General features: G+C 71.7%; 19 protein-coding genes. 9 read left to right on the forward strand and 10 right to left on the reverse strand.

The features are described from left to right. Nucleotides 1-2: 2 nt before the first annotated feature. From AB5J49_RS12640 to rsmH, 4 genes are all read right to left on the reverse strand, one after another. Entirely contained in the window at nt 3-1,529 is a 1,527-nt protein-coding gene (locus AB5J49_RS12640) for a UDP-N-acetylmuramoyl-L-alanyl-D-glutamate--2,6-diaminopimelate ligase (RefSeq protein WP_369175113.1), read from the reverse strand. Nucleotides 1,530-1,700: 171 nt separating this feature from the next. Further along, nucleotides 1,701-3,662, reverse strand: a complete 1,962-nt coding sequence (locus AB5J49_RS12645; RefSeq protein WP_369168705.1) for a peptidoglycan D,D-transpeptidase FtsI family protein — start codon at nt 3,660-3,662, stop codon at nt 1,701-1,703. A gap of 5 nt (nt 3,663-3,667) precedes the next feature. Further along, complete coding sequence (locus tag AB5J49_RS12650; protein ID WP_369168706.1) at nt 3,668-4,246, reverse strand: hypothetical protein; 579 nt, start codon at nt 4,244-4,246, stop codon at nt 3,668-3,670. 70 nt (nt 4,247-4,316) lie between these two features. Continuing rightward, nucleotides 4,317-5,273, reverse strand: a complete 957-nt coding sequence (rsmH, locus tag AB5J49_RS12655) for a 16S rRNA (cytosine(1402)-N(4))-methyltransferase RsmH (RefSeq protein WP_369168707.1) — start codon at nt 5,271-5,273, stop codon at nt 4,317-4,319. Nucleotides 5,274-5,695: 422 nt separating this feature from the next. Between rsmH and AB5J49_RS12660 the strand changes: the two genes are divergently transcribed. From AB5J49_RS12660 to AB5J49_RS12675, 4 genes are all read left to right on the forward strand, one after another. After that, the gene (locus AB5J49_RS12660) at nt 5,696-6,244 is read left to right on the forward strand and encodes a beta-class carbonic anhydrase (protein ID WP_369168708.1); all 549 of its coding nucleotides are present in this window, start codon (nt 5,696-5,698) and stop codon (nt 6,242-6,244) included. Nucleotides 6,245-6,503: 259 nt separating this feature from the next. Next, nucleotides 6,504-7,544 (forward strand): AAA family ATPase, encoded by a 1,041-nt coding sequence (locus AB5J49_RS12665; RefSeq protein WP_369168709.1) that lies wholly within the window; start codon nt 6,504-6,506, stop codon nt 7,542-7,544. Continuing rightward, entirely contained in the window at nt 7,544-8,917 is a 1,374-nt protein-coding gene (locus tag AB5J49_RS12670) for a DUF58 domain-containing protein (protein ID WP_369168710.1), read from the forward strand. The genes AB5J49_RS12665 and AB5J49_RS12670 overlap by 1 nt, the downstream gene beginning before the upstream one ends. Further along, on the forward strand, nt 8,914-11,298 hold the full coding sequence (locus tag AB5J49_RS12675) for a DUF3488 and DUF4129 domain-containing transglutaminase family protein (RefSeq protein ID WP_369168711.1): 2,385 nt from the start codon (nt 8,914-8,916) through the stop codon (nt 11,296-11,298). The genes AB5J49_RS12670 and AB5J49_RS12675 overlap by 4 nt, the downstream gene beginning before the upstream one ends. 691 nt (nt 11,299-11,989) lie before the next feature. On the opposite strand, the gene AB5J49_RS12680 is transcribed toward AB5J49_RS12675, so the two are convergent. From AB5J49_RS12680 to AB5J49_RS12690, 3 genes are all read right to left on the reverse strand, one after another. Beyond that, nucleotides 11,990-12,382: a DUF3040 domain-containing protein gene (locus AB5J49_RS12680; protein WP_369168712.1), complete on the reverse strand. Its 393-nt coding sequence runs from the start codon at nt 12,380-12,382 to the stop codon at nt 11,990-11,992. Between the two features lie 293 nt (nt 12,383-12,675). After that, nucleotides 12,676-13,446: a class I SAM-dependent methyltransferase gene (locus tag AB5J49_RS12685; RefSeq protein WP_369168713.1), complete on the reverse strand. Its 771-nt coding sequence runs from the start codon at nt 13,444-13,446 to the stop codon at nt 12,676-12,678. Between the two features lie 289 nt (nt 13,447-13,735). Further along, the gene (locus AB5J49_RS12690; RefSeq protein ID WP_369168714.1) at nt 13,736-14,308 is read right to left on the reverse strand and encodes an SAV_6107 family HEPN domain-containing protein; all 573 of its coding nucleotides are present in this window, start codon (nt 14,306-14,308) and stop codon (nt 13,736-13,738) included. 167 nt (nt 14,309-14,475) lie between these two features. Here AB5J49_RS12690 and AB5J49_RS12695 point away from each other — a divergent pair, with 167 nt between their 5' ends. From AB5J49_RS12695 to AB5J49_RS12715, 5 genes are all read left to right on the forward strand, one after another. Beyond that, nucleotides 14,476-15,291 (forward strand): ATP-binding cassette domain-containing protein, encoded by an 816-nt coding sequence (locus AB5J49_RS12695; RefSeq protein WP_369168715.1) that lies wholly within the window; start codon nt 14,476-14,478, stop codon nt 15,289-15,291. Continuing rightward, nucleotides 15,278-17,362, forward strand: coding sequence for a YhgE/Pip family protein (locus AB5J49_RS12700; protein WP_369168716.1), 2,085 nt, complete (start codon nt 15,278-15,280; stop codon nt 17,360-17,362). The genes AB5J49_RS12695 and AB5J49_RS12700 overlap by 14 nt, the downstream gene beginning before the upstream one ends. 23 nt (nt 17,363-17,385) lie before the next feature. Beyond that, nucleotides 17,386-18,015, forward strand: a complete 630-nt coding sequence (locus AB5J49_RS12705; protein ID WP_369168717.1) for a TetR/AcrR family transcriptional regulator — start codon at nt 17,386-17,388, stop codon at nt 18,013-18,015. Nucleotides 18,016-18,442: 427 nt separating this feature from the next. Continuing rightward, on the forward strand, nt 18,443-19,057 hold the full coding sequence (locus tag AB5J49_RS12710; RefSeq protein WP_369168718.1) for a DUF4126 domain-containing protein: 615 nt from the start codon (nt 18,443-18,445) through the stop codon (nt 19,055-19,057). A 78-nt stretch (nt 19,058-19,135) separates the two neighbouring features. Next, a complete protein-coding gene (locus AB5J49_RS12715) occupies nt 19,136-20,647 on the forward strand; it encodes a phytoene desaturase family protein (RefSeq protein WP_369168719.1) in 1,512 nt (503 codons plus the stop codon). Nucleotides 20,648-20,706: 59 nt separating this feature from the next. Here AB5J49_RS12715 and AB5J49_RS12720 read toward each other — a convergent pair whose 3' ends face one another. The 3 genes from AB5J49_RS12720 to thiE all read right to left on the reverse strand — a co-directional run bounded on the left by AB5J49_RS12720 (nt 20,707) and on the right by thiE (nt 23,617). Next, nucleotides 20,707-21,693, reverse strand: coding sequence for a hypothetical protein (locus AB5J49_RS12720; protein ID WP_369168720.1), 987 nt, complete (start codon nt 21,691-21,693; stop codon nt 20,707-20,709). 57 nt (nt 21,694-21,750) lie between these two features. Next, nucleotides 21,751-22,674: a methylenetetrahydrofolate reductase [NAD(P)H] gene (metF, locus tag AB5J49_RS12725; protein WP_369168721.1), complete on the reverse strand. Its 924-nt coding sequence runs from the start codon at nt 22,672-22,674 to the stop codon at nt 21,751-21,753. Between the two features lie 280 nt (nt 22,675-22,954). Next, nucleotides 22,955-23,617, reverse strand: a complete 663-nt coding sequence (thiE, locus tag AB5J49_RS12730; RefSeq protein WP_369168722.1) for a thiamine phosphate synthase — start codon at nt 23,615-23,617, stop codon at nt 22,955-22,957. Between the last annotated feature and the right edge of the window lie 294 nt (nt 23,618-23,911).

Consider the following 23,911-nt stretch of genomic DNA (forward strand, 5'->3'; position numbering starts at 1 on the left):
GTTCATCCCTGGGTCTTCTGGATAGCTTCGCGAAGCACCTGGCGGTCGTCGAAGGGGCGGACCACTCCGGCGATGTCCTGGCCCTGCTCATGGCCCTTGCCGGCGACCAGCACGGTGTCACCGGGCTGGGCACGGGCGACGGCTGCGGCGATCGCGGCGGCCCGGTCCTCGAAGACCTGGACCTCGCCACGCTCGTGTACTGGCACGGACGCCGCGCCCTGGAGCATGGTTGCGAGGATCGCGAGGGGGTCTTCGGAACGGGGGTTGTCGGAGGTCAGTACGGCGGTGTCGGCGAGCCGGGCCGCGGCGGCGCCCATCGGCTCGCGCTTGGTCACGTCACGGTCGCCGCCGCAGCCGAGCACGATGTGCAGACTGCCCTCGGTGACCTTGCGGAGCGCCTTGAGCACCGATTCGACGGCGTCGGTCTTGTGGGCGTAGTCCACGACCGCGAGATACGGCTGCCCGGCGTCCACCCGCTCGAGGCGGCCCGGCACACCCGGCACGGCGGCGATGCCGTCGGCGGCGGCCTGCGCGTCGAGGCCGGCGGCGGCCAGGGCGGTGATGGCGGCGAGGGTGTTCGCCACGTTGAAGGGGCCCGCGATCGGCGACCTGGCGGCGATCCGCTCACCCTTGGGGCCGATCACGGTGAACGTCGAGTCCATGGGGCCGACTTCGACGTCATCGGCTCGCCAGTCGGCGTCCGGGTGGCCCTCCGCGGAGAAGGTGACGACCGGGACGGTCGCTTCCTTGGCGAGCCTGCGGCCGTACTCGTCGTCGAGGTTGACGACGCCGAGTTTGCTGCGTTTGGGGGTGAACAGCTGCGCCTTGGCCCGGAAGTAGTCCTCCATGTCGGAGTGGAACTCCATGTGCTCCGGGCTGAGGTTGGTGAACACGGCGATGTCGAAGACGCAGGCGTCGACGCGGCCGAGGACCAGCGCGTGGCTGGAGACCTCCATGGCGACCGCCTCCACGCCGCGTTCGCGCATGACGGCGAACAGGGCCTGCAGGTCGGTGGCTTCGGGGGTGGTGCGCTCGGACTTGATGCGCTCGTCGCCGATGCGCATCTCGACCGTGCCGATGAGTCCGGTCGTCCGGGCGGTCTTGAGGGCACCCTCGACGAGATACGCCGTGGTGGTCTTGCCGGAGGTGCCGGTGATGCCGATCTGCAGCAGGTCACGGCCGGGGTGGCCGTAGATCGTGGCCGCCAGCTCGCCCATCAGCCCGCGTGGATCCTCCACGGCCAGGACCGGCAGGCCGGTCGCGGCGGCGCGCTCGGCGCCGGTCGGGTCGGTGAGCACGGCGACCGCGCCGAGGCCCGCGGCCTGCGTGACGAAGTCGGCGCCGTGCAGGCGGGCGCCCGGGAGGGCGGCGTACAGATCGCCGGGGCGGACGGCGCGCGAGTCATGGGTGATGCCCGTGACCTCGACGGCGTCCGCGCGGTCCGGCGCGGCGGCACCCAGCTGATCGGCGAGTTCCGCGAGGGGTGTGGCGGAGAGCTGCGCCGGCCTGGGCGGCCCCGGATACGTCACGGATGCGCCCTTCTGGGTGGTTTGGGACTGATCAGCGTGTGGCACGGCGGTGAGCGTACCGGGCGCACCCGCCTGGGAGCGAAGTGAGGGGCGGGGCGCGCCCTGGTTCCCGGAGTCGGGGGTGATCGTAGTCACGAGGTGGTTCCTGGCTGCTCGGTGCTGATCAGGGGGTCAGGGTTTGTAGGCGACCGGGAGCTTCGCGGCCTTGGCCCCGGTCGGCGGGATCTGAAGGGTCTTCAGGGCGAACTCCATCACCTTCTTGTAGATGGGGCCGCAGATCTGGCCGCCGAAGTAGTTGCCCGCGGTGGCGTTCTGGATGGCGCAGTAGACGGTGACGCGGGGCTTGTCCGCGGGCGCGAAGCCGGCGAACGACGACGTGTAGCCGCGGTACTTGCCGGTGGCCGGATCCACGCGGTTCGCCGTACCCGTCTTGCCCGCGACCCGGTAGCCGGGGATGCGCGCCTTGGTGCCGGTGCCCTCCTTGTCGTCCACGACCGACTCCAGCATCTGGGCGAGCATCTTCGCCGTCTTGGCGCCGATGACCCTGGTCTTCTTGGGTGCCGGGGCGTCGGTGAACTGCCCGTCGGGCCCCTGGGTGCCGCGCACGAGCGTGGGTTCGACGCGTACGCCGCCGTTGGCGATCGTGGAGTAGACGGAGGCCGCCTGCATCGCGTTGAGGGACAGGCCCTGGCCGAAAGGAATCGTGTACTGCTGCGAGGTCGACCACTTGCCCGGGGCGGCGAGGATGCCCCGGGTCTCGCCGGGGAAGCCGAGGCCGCTGTAGCTGCCGATGCCGAACCTGCGCAGGTAGTCGTAGAGGACCTTGTTCGCCTGCGGCTGGGTCCTGCCCAGCTGGCCGGTGGCCAGGATGGTGCCGATGTTGCTGGACTTGGCGAGGACGCCGTTGAGCGTCAGGAACCAGGTCGCGTGGTCGATGTCGTCCTTGAAGAGCCGGTCGCCGCGGTGCAGCCGGTTGGGTACGACGACATGCGTGCCGGGCGTGGCCACGCCCTCCTCCAGTACGGCGGCCATCGACATGACCTTCGCGGTGGAGCCGGGCTCGTAGGCGTCCTGGACGGCCGCGTTGCCCATGTTCTCGCCGCTGGCCGCGGAGAGGTCGTTCGGGTCGAAGCCGGGCGAGTTGGCCATGGCGAGGATCTCGCCGGTGCGGGCGTCCTGGACGATCACATAGCCGCGGTCCGCCTTGGACTCCTCCACCTGCTCGGTGATCGCGTTCTGCGCGGCCCACTGGATGTCGCGGTCGATGGTGAGCTCGACGTCGCTGCCGGGCACGGCGGGCGTCTCGGTGGAGCCCGCGGTGGGGACCTGCCGGCCGCCGGACTGGGCGTAGCGGATCTCGCCGTCCTTGCCGGACAGTTGCTTGTTCAACTGCTGCTCGATACCGCCGCCGCCCTTGCCGTCGGCGTTGACCCAGCCCAGTATCCCGGCGGCGAGATCGCCGTTCGGGTACACCCGCTTGCTGCTGGCGACCGAGAGCACGCCCGCGAGGACGTTGGCCGTGCTCTTGTCCCGCTCGGCCTTGGTGGCCAGCGCGGACTTCAGGTCCTTGATCTGCTTCCAGACCTGGGGGGTCTGGCGGCTCGCCAGCAGGGTGTAGCGCAGGTTCTTGTTCGCAGGCCGGAGCTTCTTGACGATCGCCTCCGGCTCCTGGCCGAGAATCGGCGCAAGGAGGGCGGCCGCCTGCTCCGGGCCGTCGTCGATCTTCAGCTGTTCGCGGCTGAAGAGCGTGGGGTCGGCCGTGATGTCGTACGCGTCCACGCTGGTCGCCAGCGCCACGCCGTTGCGGTCGGTGATGCCGCCGCGCACGGCGGCCAGGGTGTAGCCGACGTACCGGTTCTTCTCGGCCTTGGCGGCGTATGTGCTCGCGTCGACGGCCTGCACCTGGAGCAGCCGTACGACGAAGGCGATCAGGACGAGGGTCAGGGCCAGGCTGACCATGCGCAGCCGGGGGCGGGGGCTGCCGAGCCGGATCTTGGCGGGGGGCATGGGGCGCGACCGTGCCGGGCGGCCGGCCGGGCGGGCCGCGGGGGCCGGGCGCCGCTGGGCACCACCGGAGCGGGCGGGCTTGGCGGGTCCGGGCACGCGGCGGCGCGGTGGTTCCCTGTCGGACACTTCCGTCACCTGCCGGGGGTCGGGTACGTGGAGGACTGGGCGGGGGGTGCGTACTGGGGCACGCCGGGGGCGACGTCAGGGGCCTCGCGCTCAGGCACGGCGGAGGTGCCCTCGGGGACCGACAGGGTGGGTGCCGGGCTGGGTGTCGGGGGCACCGGGGGCTCGTCCACGAGGGCCTCGGGGGCGAAGACGAGCGGGACGTAGTCGGAGCTCTGGCCGGCGGGCGCGGGGCTGGGGGAGCCCTTGACCGTGCCGTCGGGGCCGAGGAAGGCGGGGTCGCCGCCGGGGACCATGCCGAGTTCCCGGGCGCGGCGCTGGAGGGCGTCGGGGGCGGAGTAGGCGTCGATGTCCCGCTGGAGGGACTGCTCCTCGTCGGTGAGGGCTTTCGAGTCCCGCTTCAGGTCGTCGAGTTTGAACGCGCCTTCACTGAGGGCGGAGTTCAGCACGAGGAGCCCGATGAGGCCGCCGCCGAGGAGAACGACGACAAGGAGGACGAAGGGGGCGCGGGCGGCCTGCCCGGCCCCGGTGGGGAAGAGCCGCGCGAGTCTGGCGGCGCGCCCCCTCAGTTCGGGTTTCCTACTCACTCGCGCTCCCCCGGGTCCGGTTCTCCAACTGACGGGTTCGAATCCTGGACCCGGACGCCCACCCCTGCCTTCACTCCACGTCCTCCCTGATCCGCTCGGCCCCCCGCAGGCGGGCCGGTGCCGCGCGCCGGTTCTCGGCGACCTCTTCCTCGGTGGGAAGTTCGGCACCGCGGGTCAGCAGCTTGAGCCGGGGCTGGTACTGCTCGGGGACGACGGGCAGCCCGGGCGGGGCGGTATTGGCGGCGCCGGCCGCGAACACCTGCTTGACCAGCCGGTCCTCCAGCGAGTGGTACGACAGGACGGCGATCCGCCCGCCGACGCCGAGAGCCTTCACGGCGGCCGGGATCGCCTGCTCCAGGACGGAGAGCTCGCCGTTGACCTCGATGCGCAGCGCCTGGAAGGTGCGCTTGGCCGGATTGCCGCCGGTGCGCTTGGCGGCCTGCGGCAGCGCGTCCCGGATCAGCTCCACGAGCCGCGCGCTGTTGCTGAACGGCTCCTTCTCACGCTCGCGCACGATGGCGCCCACGATCCGCTTGGCCTGCTTCTCCTCGCCGTACGCGCGCAGGATCCGCACCAGCTCACCGGCCGGGTAGGTGTTGAGGACCTCGGCGGCGCTGACCCCGGTCGTCTGGTCCATGCGCATGTCGAGGGGGGCGTCCTGGGCGTAGGCGAAGCCGCGGCCGGCCTCGTCGAGCTGCATGGAGGAGACGCCGAGGTCGAACAGGACGCCCTGCACGCGCGCGATGCCGAGCCTTTCCAGGACGTCCGGGAGCTCGTCGTAGACAGCGTGCACGAGGCTCGCGCGCTCGCCGTACGGTGCGAGCCGCTCGCCGGACAGGCGCAGGGCCTCCTTGTCGCGGTCGAGGGCGACGAGGCGGGCCTCGGGGAACTGCTGCAGGAGAGCCTCGCTGTGGCCGCCGAGCCCGAGCGTGCAGTCGACGACGACCGCTCCCGGCCGCTGCAGGGCGGGAGCCAACAGGTCCAGGCACCGCTGGAGCATCACCGGGACATGTCGACTCTGGCTCAAGGGGCCCTCTCAGATCCGGCGAGGCGGTACGCACCGCCGGGTCCCCGCCCGCTCGTGAAGGGGAGGCCTGCCGGCGCCGGAAGCGTCAGCCGGCCGGGAGCGGGAGGAGGCCGAGCCGTACGTACGCGCCGCGCACGTGGGGAGATCTCCGGAAAATCGCGGGGGTCTCCGGGGGAAAACAGTCCAGCAGGGAGAGTTCTCGCCTCCCGCTTCGCGCCACTTTAGTCCACCCTGTCTCGGGGTCAATCAACCGGCCTGCGCGTCGCCGATTCGGGTTCGGGTGAAGCCGCACAGCGGAGAAAATCGCTCGTATGGGCGCAGTCACGCCACCCCTGTGGGTTAGCTCACAACAAGGCTCGATGGCGTTCTTTGTCCCCTCTCACAGCGGGACCGCTGTGGCCGTGACCAGTACCGTCATGGGTATGACGACTTCTGCATCGGTTCCCACTGGTCCCGAAGGTGCGATAGCCGACCGCGGCACGGTCACCGACCGTCTCGTCGAGGCGAACGCGCGATACGCGTCCGCCTTCACCGACCCCGGCATGGACGCCCGCCCCGTGCTCCACGTCGCCATCGTCGCCTGCATGGACGCCCGTCTCGACCTGCACGCCGCGCTCGGTCTGGAGCTCGGTGACTGTCACACCATCCGCAACGCCGGCGGCGTCGTCACCGACGATGTGATCCGCTCGCTCACCATCAGCCAGCGCAAGCTCGGCACCCGCAGCATCGTCCTGATCCACCACACCGGCTGCGGCCTGGAGGCGATCACCGAGGACTTCCGCACCGACCTGGAGATGGAGGTCGGTCAGCGGCCCGCCTGGGCCGTGGAGGCCTTCCGGGACGTCGACCAGGACGTACGGCAGTCGATGCAGCGGGTGCGCACCTCGCCGTTCCTGCTGCACACCGACGACGTGCGGGGCTTCGTCTTCGACGTGAAGACGGGTCTGCTGCGCGAGATCGACCCCGCGTAGCGGTCGCACGGCCCCCACGTAACCATCCGCCGCACCTGTCGTTGCGCTGTCAATTCCGGCTCCGGCGTGCCCAAAAGGCCGTAAGGCCCGACATATCGCAGGCAGTTGTCCACAGGCGAGTGACACGAATCGGTAACGGCAGCAAGAATGCGGGTGTGGCAACACGCGGAACGTTTCATGCGTGGTGTCCGTGTTCCAGGGGAGGACCGGTCCGCGTCGTTGAGCGTCGGCCCGGAAAGAACGGGCCGAGGAGGGCCGGGTGACGACCTATGACGATCGAGCGAGCCTCACTGATCTGACCGCCACTGTGGAGCGTGTCCGCAGTTCGGTGGAAGGAGTGATCGAAGGCAAGCCCGAGGTCGTACGGCTTTCGCTGACCGTACTGCTCGCCGAGGGACATCTTCTGATCGAGGATGTTCCCGGCGTGGGCAAGACCATGCTCGCGAAGGCGCTGGCGCGGTCCATCGACTGTTCGGTGCGGCGTATCCAGTTCACGCCCGACCTGCTGCCGTCGGACATCACGGGCGTGTCCATCTGGGATCAGCAGCGCAAGGACTTCGAGTTCAAGCCGGGCGCGATCTTCGCCCAGATCGTGATCGGTGACGAGATCAACCGTGCGTCGCCCAAGACGCAGTCCGCGCTCCTGGAGTCCATGGAGGAGCGCCAGGTCACCATCGACGGCCAGACCTACGAGCTGCCGAGCCCCTTCATGGTGGTGGCCACGCAGAACCCGGTCGAGATGGAGGGCACCTATCCGCTGCCCGAGGCCCAGCGCGACCGCTTCATGGCCCGCGTCTCCGTCGGCTACCCCAGCGTGGAGGCCGAGCTGCAGATGCTGGACGTGCACGGCGGCGCCTCGCCCCTGGAGGACCTGCAGCCGGTGGCGCACGCGCACGACATCGTGAAGCTGATCGACGCCGTGCGTGGCGTCCACGTCGCCGAGCCGGTCCGCCGGTACGCGGTGGACCTGGTCTCCGCCACGCGTACCCACCCGGACCTCAGACTCGGCGCCTCTCCGCGCGCGACGCTGCATCTGCTGCGCGCGGCGAAGGCGTCCGCGGCCCTGAGCGGCCGGGAGTACGCGCTGCCGGACGACGTGCAGGCCCTCGCCGTGGCGGTCCTGGCCCACCGCCTGCTGCCCACCGCGCAGGCCCAGCTGAACCGTCGTACGGCCGAGCAGGTCGTCCAGGAGATCCTGCAGCGCACCCCGGTGCCCGCAGCTCCCCAGCAGCAGAGCGGCTTCGGCGGCCTGGGCCGCGGCACTCAGGCGTACGGCCAGCAGCCGCCGCGGAGGCTGTGATGACCTCCGGCAGTACCGGCCAGGCGGAGCCGGACCGCGGTGAGCAGAGCGGGCTGCGCACCGCACTGGCCGGTCTGACCACGCGCGGCCGCTCCTTCCTGGCCGCCGGCGTCGCTGCCGCCGTCTGCGCCTACGTCCTCGGCCAGGGCGACCTGCTGCGCGTCGGGCTGCTGCTCGCCGTGCTGCCGCTGGTCTGCGCGACCGTGCTGTACCGCACCCGCTACCGGGTCGCGGGCACCCGTCGGCTCTCCCCCGCGCGCGTGCCCGCGGGCAGCGAGGCCCGCGTCCATCTGCGGATGGACAACGTCTCCCGGCTGCCCACCGGCCTGCTGATGCTCCAGGACCAGGTGCCGTACGTCCTCGGCCCGCGCCCCCGCTTCGTGCTGGACCGGGTGGAGGCGGGTGGCCGCCGCGAGGTGTCCTACCGGGTGCGCTCCGACCTGCGCGGCCGCTATCCGCTGGGCCCGTTGCAGCTGCGCCTGAGCGACCCGTTCGGCATGTGCGAGCTGACCCGGTCCTTCTCGACGTACGACACCCTGACCGTGATCCCGCGCGTGGAGCCGCTGCCGCCGGTGCGCTTCAGCGGGGAGGCGAAGGGGTACGGCGACGGGCGGCAGCGCTCCCTCGCCCTGGCCGGCGAGGACGACGTGATCCCGCGCGGGTACCGCTACGGCGACGACCTGCGCCGGGTGCACTGGCGGTCCACCGCGCGCTACGGCGAGCTCATGGTGCGCCGCGAGGAGCAGCCGCAGCGGTCCCGCTGCACGGTGCTGCTGGACACCCGGGGCCTGGCCTTCCGGGGGGCCGGCCCGGACTCGGCCTTCGAGTGGGCCGTGTCCGGCACGGCGTCCGTGCTGGTCCACATGCTCGAGCGGGGCTTTTCGGTACGGCTGCTGACCGACACCGGCAACTCGGTCCCCGGCGAGGGCGCCGACGGGTTCGCTGGCACGAGCCATGCGTCGGCGGACGCGGCCGGGCTGATGATGGACACCCTCGCGGTGATCGACCACTCCGACGGTACGGGTCTGTCGCGGGCGTACGACGTGCTGCGCGGCGGCAACGAAGGGCTGCTGGTCGCCTTCTTCGGCGACCTCGACGAGGAGCAGGCGACGGTGGCCGCCAAGATGCGCCAGCGCAGCGGTGGCGCGGTGGCCTTCGTGCTGGACAGCGGGCCCTGGATGCGGGAACCCACCGATGTGCCGGGCGCGTTGGACAGGAGCGAGGAGCGGCTGCGGTTACTGCGGGAGGCGGGCTGGACGGCCCTGAGCGTGCCGCGGAGCGCTTCGCTGAACGAGCTGTGGCGCCAGGCGGACCGAGCGCGTACGGACGCCGCCGCGACCACTGGCGCACGGGGCGAGGGGGGACCGGCATGAGCGGGCGGACACGGATGGCGCTGTGCGCCGCGGCGGCCACACTGCTGACGTCCTGTGCCCTGCTGCCGCTGGTCTCCCCGGTCACCTGGCTGATGCAGGCGATCTTCCTGCTGGCGATCCAGACCGGCGTGGGCATGGCTACCCGGCGGGTGCCGCTGGCGCGGCCCCTGACGGTGGCCGCACAGGCCCTCGTCGCGCTGATGCTGCTGACCCTGACCTTCGCCAACAAGCAGGCGATCATCGGAGTGGTCCCCGGCCCTGAGGCCTTCCGTCACTTCGCCGACCTGTTGCAGGCCGGCGCGGACGACGTCAGCCGGTACTCGATCCCGGCGCCGCTGTCCGACGGCATCCGGCTGATGCTCATCGGCGGCGTCCTGATCATCGGCTTGGCCGTGGACACCCTCGCGGTGACGTTCCGCAGCGCGGCCCCGGCCGGGCTGCCCCTGCTGGCGCTGTACTCCGTGGCCGCGGGGCTGTCCGACGGCGGCGCGGACTGGCTGTGGTTCCTGGTCGCCGCCGCGGGTTATCTGATGCTGCTCCTGGCCGAGGGCCGCGACCGGCTCTCGCAGTGGGGGCGGGTCTTCGGCGGGGCTCCACGGACGCCGGGCGGGGAACCGAGCGGCGTGGTGGCGCCGGTCCGCACCGGGCGGCGCATCGGCGTGGTCGCCCTGGGCATCGCCCTGTTCGTACCGCTGGCCCTGCCCGCGATGAACGGCGGCCTGCTGGGCGCTGCGGGCACGGGCGTGGGCTCCGGCAGCGGAAGCGGGGGCACGATCTCCGCGGTGAACCCGCTGGTGTCACTGCGCGACAGTCTGAACGTGGACGAGGACCGCCAGGTCCTGTCCCTGAAGACCAACACGGCCGACATCTCGGACCTGTATCTGCGGATCGTGTCCCTGGACGACTTCGACGGCACCACCTGGCAGCCGGCCAAGCGCGACATCCAGGCCGTGCCGGACCGGTTCCCCACGCCCATCGGCCTCGGCGCCGACGTCCGGCGCACGGAGATCGAGACGACCATCTCGGCCGCGGACTGGTACGCCCAGAACTGGCTGCCGATGCCCTATCCGCCGAGCGGCGTGAGCATCTCGGGCCGGTGGCGGTACGAACCGCTGGGGATGACGGTCGTCGGCGACCGCCGCCAGACCACCCGCGGGGCGACATACACCGTGCGCAGCCTCGATGTGCAGCCGACGGCGAAGCAGCTCGCCGAGGCTCCGGAGCCGCCCGCGGCCCTGAAGCGCGAGTTCACCGAGCTGCCCGACTCGCTGCCCGCGGTGGTCTCCCGGACCGCGCGGGAGGTCACCGAGGGCGCGACCAGCCACTACGAGCAGGCGGTCAAGCTCCAGGAGTACTTCGCCGTGACGGGCGGGTTCCAGTACGACACCAACGTCAAGGTCGGCAGCGGTCGGCAGGCGATCGCCCGCTTCCTGCGGGACAAGCAGGGCTTCTGCGTCCACTTCTCGTTCGCGATGGCGGCGATGGCCCGCTCGCTCGACATACCGGCCCGGGTCGCGGTGGGCTTCGCGCCCGGCACCCCGCAGGGCGACAGCTCGGTCTCGGTGGGACTGAGGGACGCGCACGCCTGGCCCGAGCTGTACTTCGAGGGCGTGGGCTGGACCCGCTTCGAGCCGACCCCGACCCGGGGTTCGGTTCCGTCGTACACCCAGTCGGACACACCCGGCTCCACGCTCCCGGACGTGGCGCGGCCCTCGCAGTCGACGAGCACGGGGCCGTCCGCCTCGCCCTCGACGAGCGAGAGCTGCGCGGGACAGAAGCCGGACCTGTGCGCGAGCGAGTCCCCTCAGGCCGGCCTGGCCACGGATGACGACGGCCCGAAGTGGTACGTCGTTCTGGCGTGGGTGCTCGGCGGGCTGGCAGCGCTGCTGATCCCGTTGGCGCCGATGCTGTGGCGGTTGCGGACACGGGCGGTACGGCTGGGAGCACACGGCCGTACGGAGGCGGACGTATCGCTCCACACCATGGCGGTCTGGCAGGAACTCACCGACACCGCCTGGGACTTCGGCATCCCGCCGGACGACTCCCAGACCCCCCGCAAGACCGCCGCCCGCATCGTCCGCCTGGGCCACCTCGACCCACCGGCCGCGGCCTCGGTTCACCGGGTGGCCGACGCGGTGGAACAGGTCCTCTACTCCCCTGCTCCCCGCCCGACGGCCGGCCTCGCCGAGGATGTCCGCCGCGTCCTGTCCGACCTGGAGTCCAAGGCCGGCTGGACGACCAACCTGCGGGCCCGTCTGGCCCCGCGCTCCAGCGTGCGGGTGATCTGGGCCGCGTCGGACTGGTGGACCGACATCAAACGACGCGCTGCCGCCGCCCGCCCGACATTGCGTAGGCCGTCGACGCCTGGGCAGCGGGGGTGATCGAGCGCTGGGGGGTGACGTTGCGGGGCGAGGCCCGGGGCGGGGGTGGGCGCTTCGGGCCGGGGCGGAGGCGCGTGCTTGGAGCCCAGGCGGGGTACATGCTTAAAGCCGGGTCGGATGAACGTGCCTCGGGCCACCTCACCCGCGCCCGGCCCCACCCCAGCCCGCGCCCCGCTCGGAACCGGATCTCACGATGACGCGTGCCGCGGCACCGGGCCCCGCAGAGCCGCGACGGTTCGCTCAGCACGGCCCGAGGACGAGGGGGTCGGCTCTGATCTGGGCGGCCGCCTGAGGCAGGCTGGGACGAGGTGGCCAGCTCAGGCCTGGCCTGCGGCGATAGGTCGCTGGAGCGCTGCTTCGGGCCTACGGCGATAGGCGTGGGGCGCTTCTTCAGGCTACGGCGCTACGACGTGGAACGCTGCTTCAGGCCGGCGGCGCTACGAAGTGGAACCCTGCTTCAGGCCAGAGGCAAGGACGTTGGCCTGATGTTCCGCACCCGGGAGTCGCTGAGCCGGGAGCCGGACCTTGTACGAGCTGAGGAATTGGCCGAGTCCGTTCGCTCGGGAGGGGCATCACCCGGTCAGTTCAGGACGTTGCTCCGCCACGTCGCCAAGCCGTATCCGGGCATACATCAGGGGGTGGCCACCGAGTCGGTGGTCACCCCCTGCGTGTCCAGGAGCTGCTCGTAGAGCTAATGGCCGCCCTGTTCGTCACGGCGACGCTGCCAGCGCTGCTCGATGCGGTCCATCATGGAACGCTTCTGACGGGGCTGATGGCTGGCCTGCGGACCGCCGGCGGGCTGTTCGCCCGGCTTGGGGGCCTTGCGCCAGCCGGTCACGGCGAGTACCGCACAGCCCAGCATGACCAGGAAGCCCACCACGCTGAGCCAGACCTGCTTGGCGACCATTCCTGCCATGAGGAGCGCGATACCTACGAGGAAGCCGGCGACCGCCTGGTAGACCCGTCGCCGGGTGTACGTGCGCAGCCCGCTTCCCTCAAGCGCTGTCGCGAACTTGGGATCTTCGGCGTACAGCGCTCGCTCCATTTGCTCGAGCATTCGCTGCTCGTGCTCCGAGAGCGGCACGGAGTCCTCCTCATCGTGCAGTCGCCGGGGCGACCCGGGGGGTCCCTTCAGGATAGGCAGGGAATCGCCCCCGTGAAACCCGCCCCTCTACGCCAATTGGCCAACCGGGCTCCGCCATGGACATCCCGACTCGCTGAGATCTGCATTCCCCAGCAGCCGACCCGTCATGCCGGAACGGTCTCCCTCGATCATACGGCGCTGCGCGCCCGATCGGGGGGCCTGTGGCGTACTCCATGTGCAGCCAAGTCCCTGATCAACGGCGCGCCCCTGCGGTTCCGCTCGCGGAGAACGGCTCAGGCCCCCGCGGTCTCCCGCGTCTCGCCGAGCACGTGCAGCTGCGTGGCCACCGAGTGGAAGGCGGACAGCTCGGCCGCCGCCTCCTCCAGCTTCAGCAGCGCCTCCAGCGCCCCGGGCTCGGTGTCCACCAGCACACCGGGGACCAGGTCGGCGAAGACCCGCACCCCGTGCACGGCACCGACTCTCAGGCCCGCACCCTCGACCAGCCCGGTGAGCTGGTCGGCGGTGAAGCGGCGCGGCACCGGGTCACCCTGACCCCAGCGGCCGTCCGGGTCCTCCAGGGCCTGCTTGGCCTCCTTGAAGTGACCGGCGAGCGCCCGCGCCAGCACCGCGCCACCCAGTCCCGCGGCGAGCAGGCTGAGGACACCCTCGGCGCGCAGGGCGGCCACCGCGTTGCGGACACCCTCGGCGGGGTCGTCGACGTACTCCAGGACGCCATGGCACAGCACGACGTCGTACCCGCCGCGTTCGACCACGTCGAAGAGGCCGTGGGCGTCACCCTGGACGCCTCGCACCCGGTCGGCCACGTCGGCCTCGGCGGCGCGCCGCTCCAGGGCGAAGAGCGCGTTCGGGCTGGGGTCGACGACGGTGACGCGGTGGCCGAGCCGGGCGAGGGGCACCGCGAAGTTGCCGCTGCCGCCCCCGGTGTCGAGGACGTCGAGCGCCTGGCGCCCCGTGGCCTTCACGCGGCGGTCCAGGGCGTCCCGGAGGACTTCCCAGACCACGGCTGTTCGGAGGGCGGCACGGGGGCGCATCGGGTCCGACACGGCAGTTGACTCCTCGGCGCGGCACCGCCACTTGCACGGCGGAGCGATCGGGCTGCCTCCCCGGCCCGGGGACGGGAGCGGGAAGGCTTCAGGCGCCCTCCACCCTATTGCCTACGGAAGCCCACCCGGCGCTCGCGGTACCGCGCGACACCGCCTGTCCCGCCCGACGGACAGCAAGCACGCACAGCAAGCACGCACAGCAGGCGGACACCGCGCCGGGGACGCGGACACGGTGACGGGAACAGGCACCCCGGCCGGAGCCTCGTACCCCGACACGACCGTTTCGCCGTCAGCCCGCGTCCGGCATGTCCTCGCGCGCGTGACGCGGGCCGTCGGTCCCGTCCGAGTCGGTGTCCGGTCGCGGCTGTGGCAGGACCGGCTGGAGTACCAGCATCCGCTCGACGAGGCGCAGGAACATCGCCACGTCGCGTATCAAGTCGTCGGCGTCCCGGCGGCTGGCCGCGCCCTGGATGCCCGCCTCGGCCCGGGCGCGGCGCCGGGCGCCCGAGGCGAACAGCGCGCTCCACTCGGTGAGTTCGGGCGCTATCTCGGGGAGCACTTCCCAGGCGCTCCTGATGCGGGCCCGGCGCCCGGACGCGGGCTCGGGGCGCCCGCGCGCGGCGAGAACGGCTGCGGCGGTGCGCAGGGCGGCGAGGTGGGCCGTGGCATAGCGCTCGTTCGGCGTTTCCAGAACGGCGGCCTCGTCCAGTCCGGCACGGGCCTGGGCGAGCAGGTCGAGGGCGGCGGGCGGGGCCGTGGTCCGGCGGAGCACGGGGTGCACGTCGCTCGCCGGGCCGGTCAGTGAGGGGGCAGGGCCGGGGGCGCGGCGCCGGTGGGCGGCTGCTGCGTGATAGCTGGCCATGACGAACCTCCTGTCGTCTGTGTGACGGCACGCCCTGATACGGGATGCCGTATGTGCCCATCGTGGGGTATGGCACTGACAATCCTTTCTGACCTGGGCTTTTGCTTCGATCGCGAGTTCGCACTAGTTTTTGCACTGACCAGTCAGTTCAAATTGAGGGGGCAGGGATGGGGGGAACCGTGGCCGGAGTCGGCGTCACGGCCCTGGGCCTCGGCCTCGAAGGGCCTCGCGGATGGGCGTTCCGCGGGGTCTCCTTCGAGGCGGAGCCCGGCTCACTGATCACGATCGAAGGACCGTCCGGCACCGGACGTACATGCCTGTTGCTGGCGCTCACGGGACGGATGAAGCCCACCGAGGGAACCGCCACCGTGGGCGCGGCCGGGCTGCCCAAGCACATGGCGGCGGTGCGGCGCATCAGCGCCCTGGCCCACGTCCCGGGTGTGACCGACCTGGACCCGGCCCTGACCGTCGCCGAGCACCTCCATGAACGGGCGCTGCTGCAGCGGCGGTTCGGCGACTCGTGGCGCGGGCTGCTGCGCCCGCGTGCCGAACGGAGGACCGACGCGCAGGCGCGGATCGACGCCGCGCTCACGGCGGCGGGCCTCGACCGGGACTCCCTACCCAAGGGCTCCCGTACCGCCGTACGCGATCTGGAGCGTCTGGAGGCGTTGCGGCTGTCCGTCGCGCTGGCCCTGATCGCGCGCCCGCGCGTGCTCGGTGTCGACGACACCGATCTCAAGCTCTCGGACGCCGAACGGGCCGAGGCCTGGGCGCTGTTGAAGTCCCTCGCAGAGGCCGGGACCACGGTCCTGGCGGTGTGCAGCGAAGCCCCCGACGACACCGTCAAGGTGTCCACGGCCCCCGAGGCCGACGCCGAGAAGGGCGACGCCCAGGAGGCCGGCACGGCGTCCGCCACCCAGGAATCCCCGGACACCGACGGACCGGAAACCGACGGAAAGGAGGCCGCCGATGCGCTCGCCTAGGCTGGCCGCGCTCGAGCTCAGGCGCTTCGGCCGGGGGAAGCTGCCGCGCGCCGCCCTGGTCGCGCTGCTGGTGCTGCCCCTGCTCTACGGCGCCCTGTACCTGTGGTCGTTCTGGGACCCGTACGGCCGTCTCGACCGCATCCCCGTGGCGCTCGTGAACGACGACAAGGGGGCGACCGCCCACGGGAAGAAGCTCTCGGCCGGCGACGACATCACCAAGGGGCTGCGCGAGAGCGACGTCTTCGACTGGCAGGAGGTGAGTGCCGCCGAGGCCGAGAAGGGTGTCGAGAACGGCACCTACTACCTGTCGCTGACCATGCCGACCGACTTCAGTGCGCGGATCGCCTCCAGCGCGGGCGATTCGCCGGAGACGGGCGCCCTTCAGGTGCGCACGAACGACGCGAACAACTACATCGTCGGGCAGATCTCGCGGACGGTCTTCAGCGAGGTGCGCGAGGCCGCGTCCACCAAGGCGTCGCGGTCCTTCCTGGACAGGATCTTCGTCTCGTTCTCCGACATCCACGGAGCGACGGTCAAGGCCGCGAACGGCGCCGACAAGCTCGAAGGCGGCATCGGGAAGGCGGAGAAGGGCTCCAAGGACCTCGCCGACGGGCTGAAGGACGCCAAGAAGGGCAGCGGCAAGCTGTCCACGGGCCTGAAGAAGCTCAACAAGGGCGCGGGTGACCTGGAGAGCGGCTCCAGGCAGGTCGCCGAGGGGACGCAGACGCTCGCCGCCAAGGTCAACGGAATCGACAAGAAGATCGGCCCCTTCCTCCAGGACAACGAGAAGACCATCGGCGACACCGCCCGGCTGGTCGCCGACACCTCGGGCGCGATCCGCGACAACCTCGACGACCTGGTGGAGCACGCTCCGGGCGCCGCCAAGGGCGCCCATGCGGCTGCCGACGTGCTGAACGCCGTCTACAAGACGCGCTGCGAGGACGCCGTACTGCCCGACCCGGCCTGCTCCGACCTGAAGAAGGCCAAGAACTCGGCCGCGGACGTGGCGACGATCGCCGACGACCTCAACACGCTGATCACCGACCACGACGGCGACCTGAAGAAGCTCGACAAGAACCTCGCCACCCTCCAGAAGCAGTCCCGGGCGCTCGCCGACCGCGCGCCCCGCCTGTCCGAGGACCTCGACGACGCCGTCACCAAGATCAACAAGCTGAACCAGGGAGCCGCGAAGGTCGCCGCGGGCGCCAAGAAGCTGCACTCCGGCCTCGGCACGGCCGGGACCGGCGCGGCGGACCTGGACACCGGCGTGGGTCAGCTGAAGTCCGGCGCGTACGACCTCAACGGCGGCATGTACAAGCTCGCCGACGGCTCCGGGAAGCTGTCCGACGGGCTGCACGACGGTGCCCAGCAGATCCCCGACTACGACAAGCAGGCCCGCGACCAGCGCACCGAGGTCATGGCCGACCCGGTCCAGCTCGTCTCCCGGGACATGCACAAGGCGCCCAACTACGGCACCGGTTTCGCCCCGTACTTCATCCCGCTGTCCCTGTGGGTGGGCGCGATGGTGGCGTACATGTTGATCGCGCCGATGAACCGGCGCGCGCTCGCCGCGGGCGCCTCGGCGTGGCGGATCGCGCTGGCCGGCTGGCTGCCCGTGGTGGCGATCGGGGTGTTGCAGACGGTGGCCCTGATGTCGGTGCTGCACTGGGCGGTCGGCCTTCAGATGGCGCGGGCCGCCGGGACGGTGGGCTTCCTGTTCCTGGTGACGGCGTGCTTCGCGGCGATCGTGCAGTGGCTGAACGCGCGCTTCGGGGCGGCGGGGCGGATCCTCGTCCTGGCCCTGCTGATGCTGCAGTTGACGTCCGCGGGCGGCACGTACCCCGTACAGACCAGCCCGGGCTTCTTCAACGCGCTCCACCCCTTCCTGCCGATGAGTTACGTCGTGGGGGCGCTCAGGAGGCTCATCACGGGCGGCGGTCTGGAACCGGTGTGGCACGCGTGCGTGGTGCTCGTCGCCTTCACCGCGGCCGCCGTCGCACTGACCGCGCTGTCGGCCCGTCGCCGGCAGGTGTGGACGCTCGACCGGCTGCACCCGGAGCTGACCCTGTGAGCGCGCGCGGCACAATCGGGACCATGGAAAGCAGCAACGCCGCGTCGGGCGGCAGCACGCGCCGTGAGGCCACCCGGCAGAAGCTCTACGAGGCGGCCGTCACACTCATCGCCGAACAGGGCTTCTCCGCCACCACCGTTGACGAGATCGCCGAGCGGGCCGGGGTGGCGAAGGGCACGGTCTACTACAACTTCGCGAGCAAGTCGGTCCTCTTCGAGGAGCTGCTGCGGCACGGAGTCGAACTCCTCACCGCCTCTCTCAGGGAGGCGGCCGAGAAGACCGAACGCGACGGCGGCAGCAAGGTGGACGCCCTGGACGCGATGATCCGCGCGGGCCTCGTCTTCATCGACCGCTACCCGTCCTTCACCCAGCTCTACGTCGCCGAGCTGTGGCGTACGAACCGGACCTGGCAGTCCACGCTGATGGTGGTGCGGCAGCAGGCCGTGGCGGTCGTCGAGGGTGTGCTGCGCGAGGGCGTGGAGAACGGCGAGTTCAGCGAGGAGATCGACGTCGCGCTGACCGCCTCCGCACTGGTCGGCATGGTCCTGGTGGCCGCGCTGGACTGGAAGTCGTTCCAGCCGGAGCGCTCCTTGGACGACGTGCACGCGGCGCTGTCCCGGCTGTTGCAGGGCCGGGTGAGCGGCCGCCACTGAAACGGCTGCGGCGCGCGCACCGCAGCGTCGGGCGCATACGAAAGCGCCGGTCCGAAAGTGGCCGCGTCCCCCGCGGGCCACTCTCGAACCGGCGCTTTCTCGTGCTCCCCCGTGTCCCCCCGTTTTTCCCTTCCCCCGTACTCCCCCGCGCCCCCCGTCGGACCCCCGTTCGGTCGTTCCCCCGGGTCCCCCGGTCTCGCTCCCGCCGACGCCGGGCCGGCGGAAGGAGCGGATCCGGGGTCGCTCCGTTCCGGCGCCCCGTGTCGCCGGTTCCGGAGCCGATCCCCTTCTCCGTGCCTCCACTCTCTCGTTCACGCAGGTCGGGGCCCATCCGCGCGCGTACTCAACTCACCGACTAGGTACGCGTACTCAGAGCTGCGCACTCACGCTCAGGGCCCTCCGTTGCCGACTGGTTACGATCACCTCCGTGTCGATACTCCCTTTGGTGTTCACCAGCGGCTGGGCCAGCGGCGTCAACGCCTACGCCGTGGTGCTGTTGCTCGGCGTCTTCGGCGCCACCGGCCTGAGCGACGAGGTGCCCGAGGCACTGCAACGGCCCGATGTCCTGATAGCCGCCGGCGTCCTGTTCCTCTGCGAGGCCGTCGCCGACAAGATCCCGTACGTGGACTCGGCCTGGGACTCGGTGCACACCGTGATCCGGCCGGTCGCGGGCGCGGTCGTCGCGGCGCTGCTCGCCGGGCAGAGCGGGTCGCTGCCCGAACTGGCGGCCGGTGCGGTCGGCGGTTCTACGGCTCTGATGAGCCACCTGGTCAAGGCCGGGACGCGGATGGCCGTCAACACCTCGCCCGAGCCGTTCAGCAACATCGTGGTGAGCCTCGCCGAGGATCTCGGCGTCGGGGCCCTCATCACCCTCGCGATCTTCTACCCCGTCGCCGCGGCGGTCGTCTCGGGCGCCCTGCTGCTGGCCGGACTGCTGCTGCTCCTCTTCCTGGTCTCGCGGATCCGCCGCTTCCGGCGCCGCAGGGCCGAGCGCCGCGAGGAGAAGCGCCTCGCGCAAGCGGTGGGGCAACGCCCCGGCTGAGCCGGCAGCGGCTTCCACGCCGAGCTTCCGCCGGAGGCCGGAGAGCCGCTGTCAGTGGCGGCCGATAAAGTCCCACGCATGGCACGGATTGCGGTGATCGGCGCCGGGATGGGCGCGATGGCGGCCGCTGCCCGGCTGGCCGTCGCGGGCCACCGGGTGGCGGTGTACGAGCGTACGGAGACGTACGGCGGAGCGGTGCGCCGCTTCGAGCGCGACGGCTTCGGCTTCGACACGGGCCCCGGGCTGCTCCCGCTTCCCGCCGTGTACCGCGACCTGTTCCTCAAGACCGGCAAGGAGCCGTTGGAGGCGTGCGTCGAGCTGGTCCAGGTCGACCCGTCCGCGCGGCACGTCTTCGCGGACGGCACCGAGGTCCGTCTGCCGAACGCCTCGCGCGCGGGCGTGGTGGCCGCCCTGGACGAGGCCCTGGGCGCCGGGACCGGCGACCGCTGGGGCGACTTCCTGGTCCGGGCCCGCGAGGCCTGGGACCGGACGCGCAGGCCGCTGCTGGAGGAGCCGCTGTGGCCGAACTGGCAGGTGCTGGCCGAGCGCGAGCCCTATCCGGCGGTCCCCCACAAGCGACTCCTGCGCACCCGCCGGGCCGGCACGCTCGCCGAGGTCGGCGCGTGGGAGCTGCGCGATGCCCGGCTCATCGCCCTGCTGGAGAGCCACGCGCTCGCGTACGGCCTGGATCCGCGCGAAACCCCGGCGAGCGCGGCGGTGCTGCCGTATCTGGAGCACGCCTTCGGGACCTGGTATGTGCAGGGCGGCATACGGGAGTTGGCGCGGGCGGTGTACGAGCGGTGCGTGGCCCGGAAGGTCGAGTTCAGCTTCGGCGCCGAGGTGGTCGGGGTCCTGGAGAAGGACGGCCGGGCGGCGGGACTGGAGCTGGCCGACGGGTCGATGACGGAGGCCGACATGGTCGTCGGGACCGGACCGTGGCGCCTGAGCGACCTGGTGCGCGGCCGTGGGCTGTACGAGGCGGAGGAGGTCGAATCCAAGCCCGAGGGCACGTCCCCCGGGCGTGCGGTGGTCTGTCTGGCGCTGCGCGGCGCGCGCGAGGCGGGCACCGCGCACCGCACGGTGGTGCACGCCTCGGACCGGCAGGCCGAGTTGGACGCCTTCGGGCTCGGTGAGCCGCCCACGCATCCGACGGTCCGGATCGACCGCCCGGACGACCCGGCGCTGCGCCCCGACGACGGGCATGAGTCGGTGGTCCTCACGTCCACGGTGCCGTCGCAGACGCTGTACGACTGGACCGCGGCCGGTCCCGCCGACGCCTTCGCGGACCGGATGGTGACGGCCGCCGAGCGGGCGATACCCGGACTGCGCGGGCGGACGTTGTGGCGCGAGGTCCGTACGCCGGTGGACACCCGACGGGAGACGGGAGCCGAGGGCGGCGGCGTACCGGCGCCGGCGCTGGCGGCAGCGGAGGGGACCTTCCTGCGTCCGTCCAACAGCACCCGCGTACCCGGCCTGTTCACGGTCGGCGGCTGGTCCCATCCCGGCGGCGGTCTCCCCCACGCCGGAATGTCGGGCACGCTGGTGGCCGGGCTGATCGTGGAAGGGCCGGAGTTCCGGGGCTCACAGTGAAGCCCGCGACGCCCACGACGCCCGCACAGGGCGTCTCGCGATAGGTGCTGGGCGGGCTGTCAGAAGCGGTACTGCTCGTCGTACCCGTTCCCCTGGCCCTGGCCCTGCTGCTGGCCGTCACCCTGGTACGGGTACTGCTGCTCCGGCGGGAGCTCGCCGCCGTACGCCTCGTCGGTGCGCTGCTGCGGGACCCAGACGCCGCCGGGCGGGGTCTCGCCGTAGGTGCCGGTGGCGTACTGGTCCTGGCTGTAGCCCTGCTGGCCGTACTGCTGCTGGCCGTAGGCGTCGTAGGAGGTGCTGCCGTAGGTCTGGGTGCCGATGTACGGGTCGGAGTAGGCGGCGTACTGCTGCTGGCCGGTGGCGTCGTAGCCGTACTGCTGCTGGTCGTAGCTGGAGTAGCCGTCGTAGGCATAGCTCTGGTCGGCCGTGGCGTACTGGTCCTGGGGCTGGCCGGCGGCCGCGTAGTTCTGGTCGGCGGCGGCGTAGGCGGCGTCGTTGTATATGCCGTACGAGCCGGTGTCCTCGGGCAGGGGCTGCGGCTCGTAGACGGCGTTCGTCTCAGCGGCCGCGGGCCGATCCGGGCGCGCGGGGGTGAAGACGTCGTCGCGGTCGTAGTCGTCCTGGCCGTAACCGGCGCCGCCCTGGCCGTAGTCGGCCTCGTCATGACCGTACGTGCCGTCGTGGCCGGTGAAAGCGCCCTCGGTCGCCTCGAGGTCGGAGACCTCCAGGGTCGGGTCCTGGCGGTCGGGCTCGCCGCGGCGGCGCTTGACTGCGCCCAGGGGGCCCAGGGCCGGCGGGGAGACCGCCCAGCCGGCCGAGAAGCCGCGGCGGAACGACAGGGTGACGTAGGTCTGGCCGACCGCGAACGCGGCCGCGCCCAGACCGATGACGACGACGGACGGGATCAGTACCCCGACCACGACACCGAGGAAGCCGACGAAGGCGAGCAGTCGCCAGCGCAGACGCGCCTTGTACTGCAGCAGCACCTCGCCCAGCAGCCACAGCGCGACGACGCCGAACGCGATGTAGAGGACCGTCCAGCCCATGTACGCCCCTCTCCCAGTGGCCGCCTACGCAGTGTGACGTACGCCAGTACGGCCGGTCTAGGCCTGCTGTGGATGGTGCAGGCCCAGGTTTTCGTAGATTTCCAAGGTCGCCGTGGAGTTGTTGAGCGTGATGAAGTGCAGTCCGGGCACTCCCTCGGCCAGCAGCCGCGCGCAGAACTCCGTGGCGACCTCGATTCCGATCGAGCGTACAGCGGTCGGATCGTCCTTTGCTGTGAGGATCCGCTCTTTCAGGGCGTTCGGGAAGGCGGCGTTGGTGAGGGAGGGGATCCGCTCCAGCGTCTTCACGCTGGCGATCGGCATGATCTCCGGGATGATCGGGGTGTCGCAGCCCGCGGCCGAGACACGGTCGCGCAAGCGCAGGTAGTCCTCCGGTTCGAAGAACATCTGCGTGATCGCGTAGTCCGCGCCCGCACGGCACTTGTCGACGAAGTGACGGACGTCGGCCTCCCAGTCGGCGGAGCGCGGGTGCATCGCGGGGAAGGCCGCGACGCCGACGCAGAAATCACCGGACGCCTTGATCAGTTCGACGAGTTCGGCGGCGTAGGTGAGGCCTTGGGGGTGCCGCACCCAGTCGCCCAGCGGGTCGCCGGGCGGGTCGCCGCGCAGCGCCAGCATGTTGCGGATGCCCGCGTCGGCGTACTGCCCGATGATGTTGCGCAGGTCGGCCACCGAGTGGTCGACCGCGGTGAGGTGGGCGATCGGCGTGAGCGTGGTGTCCGAGGCGATCGCCTCGGTCGCCTTGACCGTGCCCGCGCGGGTGGAACCGCCCGCGCCGTAGGTCACGGAGACGAAGTCGGGTCCGACGGCCTCGACCCGGCGCAACGCGTTCCACAGGTTCCGCTCGCCCTTCGGGGTCTTGGGAGCGTAGAACTCGAACGAATACGTCGTCTTTCCGGTCGCGAGCATGTCGCGCACGGTACGAGCGTGGTCCGACCTGATGGATGCGGTGCCGAGGGCCATACTCGCAGGTTAGCCAGGGGCCCCCGGTCCCCCAACCGGATGCCGGACATTTGACCGATTCGTCTGGTTATTGTCCACGCCTTGGACAACATGGGCCATGGAGGGGGCCTGCAGTGGGCCGGGCTGAGCCCCCGAGAACGCGCGGCGCTCCAGGAACCGGACCGGCGGAACAGCCTCGGCAGGCGGGAGGCCGGGACGGGGGGCCAGCGGGCCAGCGGGCCAGCGGGCCAGCGGGAAGGCCTGCCCCTCGCCCCTCCCCTGCATCTGCCGTAGCCGCTACCTACACCTGCCGCAGCCGCTTCGCGAACTCCGCCGCTGCCGCGCCCGGGTCGTCCGCCTCCGTGATCGCCCGTACGACGACGACGCGGCGGGCGCCCGCTTCCAGCACCTCGTCGAGGTTGCCGAGGTCGATGCCGCCAATGGCGAACCAGGGGCGGTCGGTGCCGAGGGCGGCGGTGTGGCGGACCAGGTCGAGGCCGGGGGCGTGGCGGCCGGGCTTGGTGGGGGTGGGCCAGCAGGGGCCGGTGCAGAAGTAGTCCACGCCTTCCTGGACGGCGGCCGCGCCGGCCTCGGACTCGGAGTGCGTGGAGCGGCCGACGAGGACGTCGTCGCCGAGGATCGCGCGGGCGGCGGGGACCGGGAGGTCGCCCTGCCCGAGGTGCAGGACGTCGGCGCCGACGGCGTGGGCCACGTCGGCGCGGTCGTTGACCGCGAGGAGCTTGCCGTGCCGGGCACAGGCCTCGGCGAAGACCTTCAGGTGCTCCAGCTCCTCGGCCGCCTCCATGCTCTTGTCGCGCAGCTGCACGATGTCGACACCGGCGGCCAGGACGGCGTCCAGGAACTCCGCGAGGTCGCCCTGCTGCTTACGGGCGCCCGTGCAGAGGTAGAGCCGCGCGTCGGCGAACTGGGCGCGGGCGGTGCCTGCGGTGGCGGTGTCGGACATGCGGTGCCCCCTGTGGTCGGGTTGCCGGGCGGGTGACGTCGGGCTGGTGCCGGACGGTGGCACGGTAGCCGGAGCCTGGCGCCGCGTCGCGGGCCGGTGCCGATCGGTGAACCATGGTCCGGGCGGGCGGCGACCCGAGGTGCGGGCCGGAGCGACTCGAGGCCAAGCAGCCCTCGGCGCCGCAGTCGGAGCCTGGCGCCGCGTCGCGGGCCGGTGTTGCCGGGCTGCGAGCCGGGGTCCCGGCCGGGCGGTGCCCGTGATCCGGATCGGACGGTACCCGCGGTCCGGGTCGAA

Source organism: Streptomyces sp. R28 (assembly GCF_041052385.1).
Classification (GTDB): domain Bacteria; phylum Actinomycetota; class Actinomycetes; order Streptomycetales; family Streptomycetaceae; genus Streptomyces.